Here is a 15991-nt window from a genome sequence, read left to right on the forward strand (position 1 = left end):
ATGAAGACCAAATTATTACTTTCCATCGTATTTTTTAGTGTTGTTTTACAATCCTATTCTCAGATGAGAGTAACTGGTAATGTGACAGATCAACAAGGAGAAGCTTTGCCAGGGGTTTCTGTTTCGCTTACGAAAAATAATCAGGTAGAGGGAGGGATAACCGATGTGAATGGGGATTTTAATATTTCTCTTGAAAGTAAAGGAACTTATACCTTAGAATTAAGATATATAGGCTTTAAATCACACTCACAGACGCTTGTAGTTGAAGAAAACAAAATTTATAATTTAGGGGAAATCAAACTCGCTGAGGATGCGATTCAATTGCAGTCAGTGGAGATAATTGGTCGTGCAAGAGAGGATTATAATAGTGATTATTCATTTTCAGCTTCAAAAGTTGCGATTAAAAACCGGGAAATGCCACAGGCCATTTCAACGGTCACTAAAGAGTTTATCAACGATCGTCAGGCATTTCAATTGGCGGATGCAGTGAAGGCAGTAAGTAGTGTGACTTCTACCGGAAATTATAATCACTTTAACATTCGAGGGATAACTCAGGCAGAAGATGGGCAGGTTATCAATGGAATGCGAACGAGGCAGTATTATTTCCTTCAGCCCATTACTGCACACATCGAGCGGGTGGAGGTTATTAAAGGACCTTCCTCGGTTACATTTTCCAGTGTCGATCCAGGTGGTACGGTAAATATGGTGACCAAGAAGCCATTGACTGAGACCAGAAACGAGGTGTCTTTTTCAGCTGGGAGTTTTGGAACAATAAGAGGTGCTGCAGATTTTACAGGATCCCTTAACGAAAATGAAACGCTGCTTTATCGATTCAATACAGCTTTTCAGGAGGCTCGGTCCTTTCGGGACTTAGTTCAAAATAATGCTTTTTTAATTACTCCTTCGATTAGTTTCTTACCAAATAGCTCAACGGCTTTAAATGCAGAAGTAATTTACAGCAGTGGTGTGGGTAATTTGGACAGAGGTCAACCCATTTTTGGGAGAATCAATGGTGCGTATGATTTAAATAGTACTGATATTTCTGCGAATGTTGGAGCTTCAAACGATTACTATAAGTCTAAGGAATTGACCGTAATGGCAAACTTCACCAAGTCTTTTACTGAGAAATTTGGTTTTAATGCTTCTTACATGAAGCAGACATGGAAAGAAGATCTAACTGAACACAGAACAGAAAACACTGCTGCAGTGGATATTGATGGGAATGCTATACCAACTTTGGCAGCAATGCGATATGTAGAGCGCCAACAGTTTTGGGATACCGACAATTTCAATGCATTTTTTAATGTCGATTTGAAAAGTAATAACGTCACCAATAAATTACTGCTTGGATATGATGGCAGTAGATGGGAGCGTTCGATTGGTGGTGGGCAAAACTCGGCTCGAAGGTATTTAAAAAATGATGGAACAGCAGCTTCATACGATCCGTCTAACGCGGATGATTTCCAGATGATGGAAGTGGACGGAGTCACAATGCCAGTCCCAAATGTACCTCATTTTGATCTGATCAATCAGTCAAACGGCATCAGGGTGACAAAAGATTACGTGATTGGTGAATTTGAAATACCAGCTAATTTGACAACTACCCACGGGGTTTACATCCAAAATCAATTTAAAATAGGTAAATTTTCTGCCCTGTTAAATCTTAGATATGAATGGTTTACTGATATTTTTGATTATAAAGGAGATGAGGAAAAGTTTGACAATAAGGCCTTTATTCCAAGGATTGGGTTAACCTATGAAATAACAAATGGATTAAGTGCTTATGCCACTTATCTTGAAGGTTTTCAACCTCAGACAAATACTGTTACCTTATCTCCAGCCACAGAAGGTTTTTTCTGGGCCGCTTCTCCGGGAAATTTTGATCCATTATTAAGTGATTTGAAAGAGGTTGGGTTGAAAGGGGAGTTTTTTAAGGGTAAAGTTCAATCAAATTTAGCTGTGTTTCAGATAACTCAGAAAAATTTGTTGCTTGGAGATACATACGATTTGGAAAACTTAACTACCAGAGGTGAACAAAGAAGCCGAGGTTTTGAATGGGACTTTTCGGGATACATTTTGCAAAATTTTCAAGTAGTTGCTTCATATGCCTTTACCGATGCAGTAATCATTGAGGACAATGAAGAGGCCCTTATCGGAGAACGCGTTGGGGGGGCTCCTAAACACAGTGCTAATTTTTGGGGGAGATATGATCTTGTAAACGGGGCTTTAAAAGGGTTAGGTATTGGTTTCGGTGTAGAGTACAGGGGAGATAAATATTCCTGGTATTCCTATTCTACAAATGACCGATTGTTATTGCCTGAATACACAGTTTTAGATGGAGCATTGTATTACAGACCAGTAAATTCGGATATCCAGCTTATCCTGAAGGTGAACAATATCACCGATAAAACCTATTGGTCCGGGGCATTGAATCAATTTAGGCTGGCTCCCGGAACACCCCGAAACTTATTAATGACTGTTACCTATAAGTTCTGATTCACATGAGAGGAAAAGTACTTCTATTGATCGCCAGGCAGTTTTGGACTGGTGTATTTAAATCAAAAGCAATCTATATGTTGCTGGGATTGATGGTTTTGCTTCTATTCTATGCTGCTTTTGGTGGTATACGATATCACAATCAAAACCACTTTCGGGAGAGCAACCAGCAAATAGCCAGAGATAGTTGGGAGGCAAATCCGGATAAGCATCCGCATCGGATGGCGCATTTTGGAACCTTTGCTTTCCGTTTGAAACATCCGCTTAGCATCTTCGATTTTGGTATTGAAAGCTTTACTGGAAATGCCGTATTTCTTGAAGCTCATAAACAAAATATGGTCAATTTTTCAGAAGCGAGTTTTTCCACCAGCCTTATTCGCTTTGGAGAACTAAGTATGGCAATGATTCTACAAATCATTTTACCATTGATAATTTTCTTTATAGGTTATGCAGCCATTGTAGCAGATCGGGAAAATGGAACTTTAAAGATTTTATTGACTCAGGGGGCTACCTGGAAAGAAGTACTTTTTGGTAAAGCGATTGGATTGTTTAGTATTTCCTCCTTGTTCTACTTACCATTTGTTTTACTTATGGTTTTTATTCTAATTTCTGAGAATCATACCATTGCTGATGATTGGATTCGGCTATTCATTCTATTGAGTTCGTATTTGCTTTACATAGCAATACTTGCTATGTTCACAATGATTGTTTCTGTTAGCAGTCAGACCTCAAAAAATGCCTTAGTTAAGTTATTAGGGTTGTGGCTTTTGTTCGTAGTGGTGCTACCCAGGACTTCCCAGGCAATTGGAGCCTATTTGCATCCAACACCAACTAAGTTGGAATTTAAAGGTAATATTGAAGAAGAAGTCATCCAGTTTGGTGATAGCCACGACCCCGATGATCCCTATTTTACATCCATACGCGATTCAGTTCTAAGTGTTCACAATGTACAATCGACCAACGAGTTGCCATTCAATTATGCTGGCTTTCAGATGTTTGTAGGTGAAAAAATCAGCGCGGAAATTTATAAAAGGCACCACAGTAAACTTCTGGATCAGTACAGAAATCAAAATCAATTAACCAAATGGTTAGCAATGATCAACCCCTATTTAGGAGTGAAAAATTTATCAATGGCACTTTGCGGAACGGATTTGGAATCGTATGTGGGCTTTCAGAATGAAGCAGAGATGTATCGCTATAATTTGGCTCAAACGATGAATGAACTACAGATAAAACATATCAAGGCCAATGTGTCCAGTTCTGAGGGGGCGGTGAATGTGATAGATAGAAATGAATGGAAGGCAATTCCTGATTTTTCTTACGAATACCCTACTGTCGGACCAGCACTAAGGAATGAAATGATTGCTATCCTCTCAATATTGTTTTGGGCTCTGATTTCTGTGGGGTTGATGAATTATTGGTCTAAAAAAGCAAGTGCAATTTAATATTATGTATAGATTACTTTTTCGGCAATTTTTAAGAACAAAAACCTGTCAATTAGGCTTAGTAATAGTCCTTTTTTTAGGCAGTATTAGCATAATCACAGGAAAGAAATTTCTGATCGATCAGGACAAGGTTGCTGGGCAGGTGGCAGAAAAGCAGCTTACACATATCAAGCGTAACCTGGAATTGCATGGGGATAATCTACCTCTTTTGCTGTATTACCTGAAATTTACCCTGGTTCATGAGACCCATCCATTGGCAGGTTTTTCTATTGGGCAAAGGGATTTAAACCCAAGTGTTCAAATGGTTACCATTTTGACTTTAGAGGGACAGAAATATGATACTGATCTGGTGAACCCAACAAAGCTATTGTATGGTAATCTTGACTTAAGTTTTATAATCGTTTATGTATTTCCTCTTCTGATTATTGCATTTACATATAATCTGTTTTCCGAGGAGGAAGAATCCGGCACCTGGAAACTGGTAAATGTAATGGCGAAGTCAAAGCTTGCTTTTTTAATGGGGAAGCTTGTTGTGCGTTTAACCTTACTGGTTGGAGTGTTGTTGCTTTTGCTTGGGGTAGGGGCTGTTGTTTTGGGAATTTCATTCGATAGTACTTTTCTGATTTTTGTCCTGACTGGGCTATTGTATCTTATTTTTTGGTTTGCCCTTTGCTTTTGGATTGTTTGCCTAAAACGCAATTCAAACTTCAATGCGTTGGCTCTTCTTTCCATCTGGTTAATTTTGGTGGTGCTGCTACCGGCCTTTATTAACAACTACATTACTACCAAACATCCTGTTCCAGAAGCTTTGAGTACTATAATAAAGCAGCGTGATGGTTACCATAAAAAGTGGGATACCAACAAAAAGGAAACAATGGAAACATTTTATAAAGATTATCCTCAGTTTGCGAGTTATGGTTTTCCTCCAGAGGAAGGTTTTAATTGGAGTTGGTACTATGCCATGCAGCACCTGGGGGATGTAGAATCAAGGGAAGAAAGCCAAGCCATGCAACAAAAGGTGCGTTTGCGTGAGGAATTAAGTAGAAGATGGGCAGTGGCAATTCCCTCTATGCATACACAGTTGGCACTGAATGATATTGCCGGTACAGGGCTGCTCAATCACATGAATTTTCTGAAACACACAAATGGATTTCATGAAAAGACCCGCTTATATTTTTATCCTAAAATCTTTTCAAACCATAATTCAGAAGGCATCGATTGGGATAGGTTTCAGCCAGAATACTTTCAGTTAAATGGGGAATTTGAAGGGATTGCCGTACTTTCACCTTTATTGCTTTCGATTTTATTTTTGATGGGCATATCCATTATTCCCATGCGAAAACTTTAAAATTCAGGTAAATGGCCTGGTAAATTTTGGTCTCTCAATTATATGATCCCTGGCTGAAAAACAGTCGATTTCTTGTAAAAAATTACCCATCCAAAAACCATGAGGTAGCACGCCTGATAAGGATTCTTATCCCATGGTCTGGATTAGTTGGGTAGTTTCCCGCCCTTTAAGTAGCAATTCAACATTAATCGTGTATTATTTTGCCATAAAAGACTGATAGAGAGATGAGATTTCTCTGAAATAATATTACCCGGTGTGGAGCACTAGGGCTTAATTTCCGTCTGGATTTTAGCACTTAATTCTTCAATTGACAGGAGACATCTTGATTTGGTTTTAGTACTTTTTCAGGATAATCCTATTTTTGCGATTTTCCAGCCTATTTTTATCGCTGGGAATTTTGACTTATACCCCAAAAAAGCCTTCCCATGTAGAATGGAGATGTTATCATCCCAGATAGAATGGAACGTCCCTTTGTTTATGTGGAAAATGGATTGGTAAAAACACTCTGCATGGCTGTGAAAAAAGGAAATGAATACTATACCGTATTTGTTCCGGTCAAAACGGAATAGCAATGAACCAGGGTTTTTGGTCAGGAAAATGGAAAATAATGATTTACATATAAAAGATTAATAATAACACAAACGCGAATGAGATCAATTTTAATTAATACTTTGCTAATGATGGCTATGTCATTTGTTAGAACCAATGCACAAACAATCGATACAAAAAACACAATCAGGATATTATCCACTGATTCAAAAGAATCAATAATTTCAAAAGCGGCACATGTTGTCCCAACTACTAATCAATACAATGCCCTAAAAAATGAATTCATTGCCTTCATTCATTTTGGCCCCAATACATTTACCCGGATGGAGTGGGGGAATGGAATGGAAGATCCGTCAGTTTTTGCCTTACAAAATTTAGATACCGACCAGTGGTGTGAAGCCATGGTAGCTGCCGGAATGAAAATGGTAATTTTTACCGCAAAGCACCACGATGGTTTTTGCTTGTGGCAAAGCCGCTACACTAAACATGGGATTATGTCCTCTCCCTTCGAAAATGGGCAGGGTGATATTTTGAAAAGCCTCTCCGCATCATGTGAAAAATACGGGTTGAAGCTGGGTGTATATCTTTCACCTGCCGATTTATATCAGATTGAAAATGAAGAGGGGCTCTATGGAAACCTGAGCAAGTACACGGAGCGTACAATCCCACGTCCGGTAGATAGTCGTCCGTTTGAAAACAAAACCACCTTCTCCTTTGTGGTTGACGATTACAACGAATATATGCTAAACCAGCTATTTGAATTATTGACAGAATATGGGACAATTCATGAGGTCTGGTTTGATGGTGCTCACCCCAAGCGCAAAGGTGGACAAACGTATAATTATGCCGCCTGGAAAGAATTGATTCAGACTTTGGCACCAGAAGCTGTCATTTTCGGGCGTCAGGATGTACGTTGGTGTGGCAATGAATCCGGAGGAACGCGTAAAAGTGAATGGAATATTATTCCTTATAAGGAGGATCCCAATAAGATGAACAGGTTTGATGACATTACTGGAGATCCCATTGCCGAAAGAGCGCAACTGTATAAAGCCAATTTTTTACATTATCAACCAGCGGAAACAAATACCTCTATTCGTGAGGGATGGTTTTATAGGGATGACCACGACCAAAAAGTAAGAAATGCGGATGATGTTTTTGATATCTACGAACGTGCAGTAGGCGGAAATTCTATTTTTCTATTAAATATCCCTCCCAATCGAAACGGACGTTTTTCGGATGAAGATGTGGCAGTTTTAACAGAAACCGGGAAACGAATTAAAGAAACCTATGGACAAAACTTGTTTGCCAAGGCAACGGGTGTCCAGGAAGTACTTGATGATGACAATTCAACCTTCAAATTAATTGACGAGAAAGGTCAATCATTAGAAATTAATTGTCCGCAGGCTGTTACTATAAATCGTCTTGTGTTACAGGAGGCTATCAGGACCCATAGCGAACGAATTGAAAAATTTTCCATTGAAGCCTGGATCAATAATGGTTGGACTGAGGTGGCACAAAGTACAAATGTGGGCTACAAACGAATTGTTAGATTTCCTGAAACCACCAGTAGCAAGTTTCGCATTAATATACTTGAGTTTCGAGACTTTCCAGCCATTTCAAATATTTCAGCTCATTATTATTCAAGCAGGCCACCACAGTTGACCATTAAAAGAGATATTGGAGGAATGGTGACGATCGATATCAGGGAACACGCCTTTAATTGGAAATCACATGGAGAGAATACAGCTAAAAATTTAAACATGGATATGAAAATTCGGTATACTACAGATGGAAGTGCGCCAACAGAAAATTCTGAAATATATGGGGATGCTTTTTTCTTTCCGGGAGGAGAAGTTAAAGCCTGTGTATTTTTAAGTAATGAAAAAGGTAGTGTGGCATCAGCTCAGTTTGGGATAGTAAAAGAAAACTGGGATGTACTCGGGAGTTCTGGAGATCAGGAAAAACATGCTGCTCAAATGGCTGTGGATGGGGATAAAGATAGTTACTGGCATTCTAAGGCCAACAGTCATGGAAATCACTTTATCGAGATTGATCTGGGTAAAAAGTATCAGCTTAACGGACTTATTTATACTCCACAAACCGAACATTCAAATGGAATGATTCAAAAAGGACAGGTGATGGTAAGTAAAAACGGCAAAACCTGGAAATTGCATGAGGATTTCATATTTGGTAACCTGATAAATGACCCGACTAGTCGCAAACACCACTTCAATAAATCCGTGAGTACAAGATTTATCAAAATTGTCTCTTTAGAGATTGCCAACAATGAGAAAACAGCGACCATTGCGGAATTAGATTTTATCCAATAGGTAAGTTTCAACCTGGTATGTATCTTTAGTGGTTCCTATTCAACTGAACAACTAACATAAATACTATTTACTTATATCCAGACTCAAAAAGTAATGAATTTGAAAAAATTGACCGGGCAGGCCATTGCATTTGAAACGGCATTTATTTTGGTTTTGATCATACTATCACCATTAATATGTGCTTCGCAAGCTCCTAATATTGTATTGATTATCACTGATGATCAGGGTTATGGTGATTTGAGTTGTCATGGAAATCCTGTGATAAAAACACCGAATATTGATGAATTATACACCCAGTCAGTTCGGTTTACCAACTTTCATGTTGATCCTACTTGCGCCCCTTCTCGTGCTGCATTAATGACTGGTAAATATGCACATCGTGTTGGGGTTTGGCATACGGTGTTAGGAGGTAACCACTTAAGAGTTAGCGAACCTACAATGGCTGAAATTTTTAAAGAAAATGGTTATCGAACTGGCCTATTTGGGAAGTGGCATTTAGGTGCTAATTACCCTTATAGACCTATGGATCGTGGTTTTGATGAATGGCTTGGACAAGGTGATGGAGGCACAGGTACTACCGATGATTGGTTTGATAATGACAGGGTCAATGATTATTATTGGCACAATGGCGAGAGAGTTTACAGGGAAGGTTTTGCCCCCGATGTCTTTTTTGATGCTGCCATAGACTTTATTGAAAAAGATGATGATGAGCCATTTTTTGTTTACTTATCTACTTACCTGCCACATCACCCACATACAGTTCCCGATACAACACTTATTGAACAATACCCAAAATCTATAACCGATTATGTGTCTTATTTTTTTGCAGGACTCAATCGGATTGATCAGAACATTGGCAAATTAAGAAATGCTCTTGAAAAATCGGGGAAAGCCTCAAATACCATTTTCATATTTATGAGCGATAATGGCGGTACTGCTGGTGTAAAATTATTTAATGCAGGTATGCGTGGACATAAAGGTCAGGTTTATGAAGGTGGGCATAGAGTGCCTTTTTTCATTCACTGGCCATCAGGAGAGCTAGCGCAAGGCATGGATGTAGAGGCCTTAACTGCTCATTTTGATGTTTTGCCCACACTAATTGATTTATGTGGGGTATCAAATAAAACTGATTTTGATGGACGTAGTTTTAAGCCGCAACTGTTTAATCCAGACAAAGAACTCAATGAACGAATATTATTTGTAGAGAATCAAAGGACACTTCAATCTATTGCGTGGCATCAAACGGCTGGGATGTTCAAAAGCTGGCGACTGATAGACAATAAGGAGCTTTACGACTTGTCTAATGATCCAGGGCAAAACAATAATATTATTGATCATCATCCTGATATAGTTAATAAGCTACGCTTAGCCCATCAAAAGTACTGGACACATGTTACACCAAATGACAGAGAGCGGCCTCAACCCACAGTAGGGAATCCTGCTGATCCTGAAACATTTCTTACTACATCTGAATGGTACTTACCTAAGGGGCTTTGGAATCATGCACAGGTGGCAAAAGGCAGCCCATTTGTAGGCTCCTGGGATATTAGTATTTACGAGAGTGGGATATATCGTTTTGAATTAAGAAGGTGGCCACGTGAAGCTAATGCCCCCATACAGGGAATTCCAGTTTTTAACAAAAAAATTGATTCCTGGACAATGGATGGTGGAGTTGATCAACTGATTTATGGAAATGAAATGAAGGCATTGCCTGTTGAATCGATCAAGCTGGAAGTAGGAAAATATGCACAGGTAAAAAAGGTAAGTGGGAATGATACCCATATCACTTTTGATGTAGAGCTGGAAAAAGGAGAGGGGAGTGTGAGTGGTACTATGTTAAATAAAAAAGAGGAAGTGCTATCGGGAGCATATTATATTTATGTAACCCGGCAAAATTGAGTTTGCTAAGCAAGATGGAGAATGGCTTATCAAGCATAGAAAGTCAAATTTTATGTGGAGGGAAGTGGAAGAAGTAAAATAAAAAATATAATGGAAAAAATAGGTAAAGGCCTGACTGATGGACGTAGGGGACAACAATAGCTTTACATTGAAAAAAAACAAAAAAAAGAATTTTATTCGGTTAGTTTTATACTTTTCAAGCGGGAAATTCCACTATAGTTTTTCCAGGAAATGATATTGCATCATTAGGTTTGAAGATCTCGTTTGTATAAATAAAAATCGACATTTGTGACACAAAAGTCCTTCTTGCTTCTCCGTAAAATCGTCAAAAAATGGGGTAAAAATAGCAACTCACTTTTCTTATTATAATCAGTCGTATAAGGAAACTAAATTAGACAAAAATCCCGGTCACCTTTACGTTTATATTATTTCGGAAAAAAACGAAATAAAAGAATAATATTCTATACATTTTAGCTGATAACATATGCAAAAAGGAACTAGTCTATTTCAGTAGGAAGTTCTTCACAACCATATTATTTAATTCTTTCTGAAAATCCTCCATGTATTGATCTTTGATACCCTGAACCACTCTTTTCCTGTATTCTCATAGATAATCTTTATACGGTACAGACTTTAACCTATAGCGGTGAAAAGGTAAATTCAATGAATTTCTTGGGGCGGATATTGAAGTCAGTTTTGCCAGAGGTAAGTTGGTTACAATTAGGAAGAGAAAGTGGGGAGGAAGTTGTAAGTGAAATAAAATCTTTGTAAATCCAAAACATCTAAATAACTGGATAACCCACCACCATACCAAATTCAGGACAACCATACTGCTTCCTCAGCAGCGTTCACCTTGGCTCTTCGAAATAATCAGGCTATTTTAAGATCTCTGTTATTATCCAATGCTTGCCAAACAAATAAAAATAAACCAATTTACCGATCAGGATTCAGCAGTTACTTCTGTTGTGGTTTCATCACTATTAAGCCATGCGAGGAGTAATTTATATCCCAATGATAAAACAATCGCACCAGTAAAAAGCCCGATAAATCCTGATAGCATAAATCCTCCTAATACGCCTAGAAATATAACCAGCATCGGCACTGGAGCACCTTTCCCCAATAACATGGGTTTTAGAATATTATCAGAAGCTCCAGCCAAAAATAAATAAACTGTCCAGAGTGAAGCAGAAATGGTAGAGTTAACCGAGAACAGATATATTATGGCAGGAAATATTATTATTATTGGTGGCAACTGTAATATTGCCAGAATCATCACCACCAGGGTCCAGATTCCTGAATAGGGAACCCCAGCCAGCAAAAACCCAATTCCAACTAAGGCTGCCTGAATTATTGCCACTCCTAATACCCCTTTAGTCACATTTCCTACTGTTTTTGCTGCGATATCAGTAAACTCATTTCCCTTCGATCCCACTATTTTGCTGAAAAGTTTTCTGGTAAAGTCATCAGTACCTTTTGTTGCCAGAAGAATGCCTGCAATTATCGTAGCCAAGATAAACTGTAGTATACTACTTCCAATTCCCAAAAAACCATCAAGAAATAGCTTTCCTATTTCCTTAATTTGTTCCTGGTATTTTGAAATAAATACTTCAAGATTTAAAGATGCCTGATTCCATATATCATATATTTTTTCACCAATTACCGGCCATTCGGCCACTTTTTCAGTTGGTGCTGGAATGGTAAGTGTACCGTTATCCAGCCTAAATCTAAATTCTTTAATCCCATGAATGGTAGAATCGAGGAATAACCCACTGGGAATAATGATCATCAATAAACCACATATTATTATAATGGTAGAAGCCATTTTAGGTTTGTTCCCCAACTTTGTGTTCAAGGAATTATAAACTGGATCTAAGGCGGTTGCCAGTATTATTCCCCACATTATTACTCCTGAAAATGGCAACACCAATTGGAGACACCATGCCACTAGCAATATTAAAAATCCTATTTTGATAAAAATATCTACGGCAGTTTCAATTGGAGTTTTAATTTTCGGATCAGTTTTCATGTTTTATTTCCTTGTTGAAAAATTTAATTAGCAATATTCCAATTTGTGGTTAATATTTTATTTGGGTGAATATAAAAAATATGTGTTAAATAGAATCAGATTGATTAAATTGATGATAAGGTAATTTATTGTAATACCAATTCAGTGTCTCACAACTTAACTGCGCTCCCTGATTCCCATTACCATCAAATTAATTTTCAAAAACCTTCCATATTAACTTTTACCCTGTTTTTCAATTCTTCAATTTCTCCCTCGCCCAGAGGTAATGAAATATTGGAAAAGTTATCGATTAAAGCTCCTATATTCATCGTTATCTAATTGACCATTACTGCTTAAAAATAGGGAATTATCTTTATAATTGATGGAGCTGATTTAAACAATATTCTAGGGGAATATTGGAATAAGCTTATTTGTGATATTAATTTTAATGGATGTATGAAGGTTGAATTTAAAAAAGTAGTTCAGGCAGTTTTCAAACTGTAAAATTACTTTTTATACCTAAGCCTCTACAGGAGATCACAACCTATTTATCCATTCAACAGATCTTTCTTTAACTTTTTGGAGTGGTAATATTTTTTATAAATTTTGCTGGGATTCCCCCAAAAATTGTATTGGGGGGAACATCTTTATTTACAACAGCCCCTGCCGCAATAATTGAGTTTTCCCCAACAGTTACTCCAGGTAAAATAGTGACTCCAGCACCAATCCAGGCATTTTTCTTTATGGTAATAGCATTCAGTTGAAGATATTTTCGCTTGGTAGGTTCAATAGGATGATTTTCTGTAATTAAGTTGGTTTTAGGACCAATCTGTACCTCGTCCTCTATAGTAATTCCCCCTAAATCCAGAAATGAACAGGCATGATTTATAAACACATTTTTTCCAAGCTTAATATGATGACCAAAATTTGTATAGAAGGGGACAAATATAGTGGTAGAATCATCTATTTTATTATTTATAATTTCACTTAGTCTTTCACGCATTTCCCGGATGTGAGTAGAATTATTCAAAGCTGGCAAAAGTTTTTGTGTCCTAAATACAATTTCCCAGGCTTTTGACATGACTGGCGCATCATTTTTTATGGTTCCCCCTTTGAGCATTTGAGAAAATATGTCAGTATCTTCCTGATTCATAAACTTCTTATTTAAAAGTGATCAATTTTGCTGAAAATTTCTGGCATTGTTTCTTTATCAATGGCGTCCATTTCAACAAGATTTAGGGATTTAACCATTTTGAGGGTTTCGTTTTTGTACTTTAAAAAATGTGGGGTTTGTAAATGTGCCTCGTAAGCAGCTTTATTGGCATAAATCTCCAGAAGTTTTATGGAAGTGGGACGATCTTTTTGAAACATGGGATAAATACAGATAACTCCAGGTTCTAATTGAACAGAAGCTTTGGATTCCTCTTTAAGAATAGAAATATATTCATCAAAGTAAGCAGCATCTATTTCAATTTCTGCTATTCTGATCATCATTTCTTCACTAATAATTTTCTCCCCTTTTTGGCTTATGTTTCCACATGAACTACTCACAAGGATTAATAAAAGAAGTAAAAGCTCTACTTTTAATTTTTTCATTTTATGCATATCTGTTTTCCTCCAACCTCCCTTTGTTTGAGCCAAAATGACTTTTAACTTTTAAGGAAAGGCTGATGATAATGGCGTTTTCCGGTTGCCTGATAAAGAGCATTGGCCACTGCGGCAAAAGTAGGAGGGAAGGTAGGTTCTCCCAAGCCGGTAGGATCAATGTTACTTTCTACAAAATAGACATCAATTTCCTTGGGAGCTTCCTTCATCCTGATCATCCTGTATTTATCAAAGTTATTTTTTTCAGGTACACCATCTTTAAAAGTTAGCTCCCCAAAAAATGCATTTCCAATACCATCCACGATACCTCCTTCTGCCATATTTTTAGCCCCATCCGGGTTCACCACAATCCCGCAATCAATGGCACATGTTACTTTTTGCACTTTAGGTGTACCGTTTTCCATTTTCATATCAAGTACCTGAGCCGCATAGGAGTTGTGGCAAAAATATGCCGATACTCCACGATAAATATCAGTACTTTCTTTTCCCCAACCGGATTTTTCCCTTACCATTTTAAGTACTCCTGCATATCTGTTGGCATCATAATCATTATTTTCCCCCACTGGATTTTTACTGGCTTTTTCCAATAGTTCTAACCTGAAATCTATAGGATCTTTTCCGGCAGCCTCGGCCACTTCATCTAAAAATGATTGTTCGGCACTGGCCATAAAGTTAGACCTTGGTGCCCTGAAAGATCCCACTGTTAGATTGGTATCGATCGTCCATTCTTCAGCCAGGTAATGATCCACTGCACCAGCTGGAAAACGGTCTTTAGCTAAAGGACTTTCCGGAATTCCTCCTGCCTTTACATGAAAAGCATTTAGGTTGTTACTGCCATCTAATCCTGCCCTAAATTTAATGTGATAAGCCGGTCGGTAAATGCCATCAGTCATGTCATCCTCACGGGTATAAATCAGTTTAACAGGTGCATTCATCTTTTGAGAAATGAGCGCAGCTTCTATTAACCAGTGGGCGTATGATCTGCGGCCATATCCCCCGCCCAAACGGGTCATTTGAATATCGATTTTTTCCAGAGGCATACCTAATCTAGCTGAAAGTGCCTTTTCGGTAAATTCAGGTTTTTGAAGTGGCCCGATTAGAGTAGCTTTTTCAGAGGTTACATCGGCAAAAAAATTCATGGGTTCCATACAATTGTGAGCCAAATAAGGGGCTGTAAATGTACGTTCTATAATTTTTGCAGCTTTTTTAAAGGCCATATCCGGATTTCCATCTTTTCTCACGATTTCGGCTGGTTTTGCGGCCATCGCTTCCATTTGGGCCTTATGATCGGTAGTGCTTTCCAGACCGGCCGGGGTATGTTGGGTGTATTTGCTCCCAAATCGGCTTCTATTTTCGGTAGAACTCGTAATGGGTTCACAGGAAATTTTTAAAGCTTTTTTGGCATTCATCACTTCCCATGTAGAATTTCCAACAATTACAGCTATTTCTGTAAAAGTACATGTATCGAAAAATTCCTTTTCATAGTCTTCATTAAATACTTTTATGGTGAAGATATCTTTTATACCAGGCATATTTCTGGCGGCAGAGTCATCCACCGATTTCAATTTTAATCCGAAAGCAGGAGGATGAACAATCATGGCTGTCAGCATGCCTTCCCGATAAGTATCGATGCCAAATAATGGCTGACCGGTTACAATTTTTTGTCCATCAACATTCTTACGGGAAGTTCCTATAATTTTAAAATCCTTTATTTCTTTTAATTCTACCGTTTCAGGAACAGGAAGTGTGGCGGCAGCCGAAGCCATTTCCCCATATCCTGCTGAATGGCCTGTTTTCTCATGCTGAATTACCCCTGAAGCAGTAGTGAGCTCTTCCAAAGGAACTTGCCAGGCCTGAGCAGCAGCCTGTTTGAGCATATGTCTTGCACAAGCTCCTGTCATTCGCAAACTTTCCCATCCTCTCCTGATGGCTTGACTGCCACCAATAAATTGTCGGGTAAAATTAGCTGTATCCAAAGGAGCCTGTTCTACTATTACATCATTCCAGTTTACATCCAGCTCTTCTGCCACAATCATTGGCATTGATGTTTTTACATTTTGCCCTCCTTCCGGGTTTGGTGACATGATCGTTACCAGGCCATTGTCACTAATTTTTAAAAAACCATTGATTTTGAACCATTCTTTTGGCACGCTACTCAGTTCCTTTTTTGGCATCTGGCATGAAGCCAACCAATTAAACCCAAGCATAATTCCTCCTCCTGCCAAAGTGGAACTTTTTATAAAGAAGCGTCTGCCTATTTTTGTGCTTACAGTACTCATTTTATATATTTTTTCTGATTTTATGAATCGGTAAT

Annotated in this window: 9 protein-coding genes; 5 read left to right on the plus strand and 4 right to left on the minus strand. The window is 38.1% G+C overall.

The features are described 5' to 3' along the window. From A3EM_RS0121515 to A3EM_RS0121540, 5 genes are all read left to right on the plus strand, one after another. Positions 1–2496 (plus strand): TonB-dependent siderophore receptor, encoded by a 2496-nt coding sequence (locus A3EM_RS0121515; RefSeq protein WP_026210492.1) that lies wholly within the window; start codon positions 1–3, stop codon positions 2494–2496. Positions 2497–2501: 5 nt separating this feature from the next. Further along, the gene (locus tag A3EM_RS0121520) at positions 2502–3941 is read left to right on the plus strand and encodes an ABC transporter permease (RefSeq protein WP_020530320.1); all 1440 of its coding nucleotides are present in this window, start codon (positions 2502–2504) and stop codon (positions 3939–3941) included. A gap of 4 nt (positions 3942–3945) precedes the next feature. Beyond that, entirely contained in the window at positions 3946–5289 is a 1344-nt protein-coding gene (locus tag A3EM_RS0121525; protein WP_020530321.1) for a DUF3526 domain-containing protein, read from the plus strand. A 647-nt stretch (positions 5290–5936) separates the two neighbouring features. After that, positions 5937–8168: an alpha-L-fucosidase gene (locus A3EM_RS0121535; protein WP_026210493.1), complete on the plus strand. Its 2232-nt coding sequence runs from the start codon at positions 5937–5939 to the stop codon at positions 8166–8168. Positions 8169–8261: 93 nt separating this feature from the next. Beyond that, positions 8262–10067: an arylsulfatase gene (locus A3EM_RS0121540; RefSeq protein WP_020530324.1), complete on the plus strand. Its 1806-nt coding sequence runs from the start codon at positions 8262–8264 to the stop codon at positions 10065–10067. A gap of 940 nt (positions 10068–11007) precedes the next feature. On the opposite strand, the gene A3EM_RS0121550 is transcribed toward A3EM_RS0121540, so the two are convergent. The 4 genes from A3EM_RS0121550 to A3EM_RS0121570 form a co-directional block, all read right to left on the minus strand. Continuing rightward, positions 11008–12093: an AI-2E family transporter gene (locus tag A3EM_RS0121550; protein WP_020530326.1), complete on the minus strand. Its 1086-nt coding sequence runs from the start codon at positions 12091–12093 to the stop codon at positions 11008–11010. A 550-nt stretch (positions 12094–12643) separates the two neighbouring features. Next, positions 12644–13225: a DapH/DapD/GlmU-related protein gene (locus A3EM_RS0121560; RefSeq protein ID WP_020530328.1), complete on the minus strand. Its 582-nt coding sequence runs from the start codon at positions 13223–13225 to the stop codon at positions 12644–12646. Between the two features lie 11 nt (positions 13226–13236). After that, positions 13237–13668, minus strand: coding sequence for a putative quinol monooxygenase (locus A3EM_RS43260; RefSeq protein ID WP_044239373.1), 432 nt, complete (start codon positions 13666–13668; stop codon positions 13237–13239). A 53-nt stretch (positions 13669–13721) separates the two neighbouring features. Beyond that, on the minus strand, positions 13722–15956 hold the full coding sequence (locus tag A3EM_RS0121570) for a xanthine dehydrogenase family protein molybdopterin-binding subunit (protein ID WP_020530330.1): 2235 nt from the start codon (positions 15954–15956) through the stop codon (positions 13722–13724). Positions 15957–15991: the final 35 nt, after the last annotated feature.

This window comes from Flexithrix dorotheae DSM 6795 (genome assembly GCF_000379765.1).
GTDB lineage: Bacteria > Bacteroidota > Bacteroidia > Cytophagales > Flammeovirgaceae > Flexithrix > Flexithrix dorotheae.

What these genes read in the sequence shown, in the direction of transcription:
- A3EM_RS0121535 (WP_026210493.1), top strand. Translation starts at nt 5,937, where the DNA reads ATGAGATCAATTTTAATTAATACTTTGCTAATGATGGCTATGTCATTT.
- A3EM_RS0121520 (WP_020530320.1), top strand. Translation starts at nt 2,502, where the DNA reads ATGAGAGGAAAAGTACTTCTATTGATCGCCAGGCAGTTTTGGACTGGT.
- A3EM_RS43260 (WP_044239373.1), bottom strand. Translation starts at nt 13,668, where the DNA reads ATGAAAAAATTAAAAGTAGAGCTTTTACTTCTTTTATTAATCCTTGTG.
- A3EM_RS0121515 (WP_026210492.1), top strand. Translation starts at nt 1, where the DNA reads ATGAAGACCAAATTATTACTTTCCATCGTATTTTTTAGTGTTGTTTTA.
- A3EM_RS0121570 (WP_020530330.1), bottom strand. Translation starts at nt 15,956, where the DNA reads ATGAGTACTGTAAGCACAAAAATAGGCAGACGCTTCTTTATAAAAAGT.
- A3EM_RS0121525 (WP_020530321.1), top strand. Translation starts at nt 3,946, where the DNA reads ATGTATAGATTACTTTTTCGGCAATTTTTAAGAACAAAAACCTGTCAA.
- A3EM_RS0121540 (WP_020530324.1), top strand. Translation starts at nt 8,262, where the DNA reads ATGAATTTGAAAAAATTGACCGGGCAGGCCATTGCATTTGAAACGGCA.
- A3EM_RS0121550 (WP_020530326.1), bottom strand. Translation starts at nt 12,093, where the DNA reads ATGAAAACTGATCCGAAAATTAAAACTCCAATTGAAACTGCCGTAGAT.
- A3EM_RS0121560 (WP_020530328.1), bottom strand. Translation starts at nt 13,225, where the DNA reads ATGAATCAGGAAGATACTGACATATTTTCTCAAATGCTCAAAGGGGGA.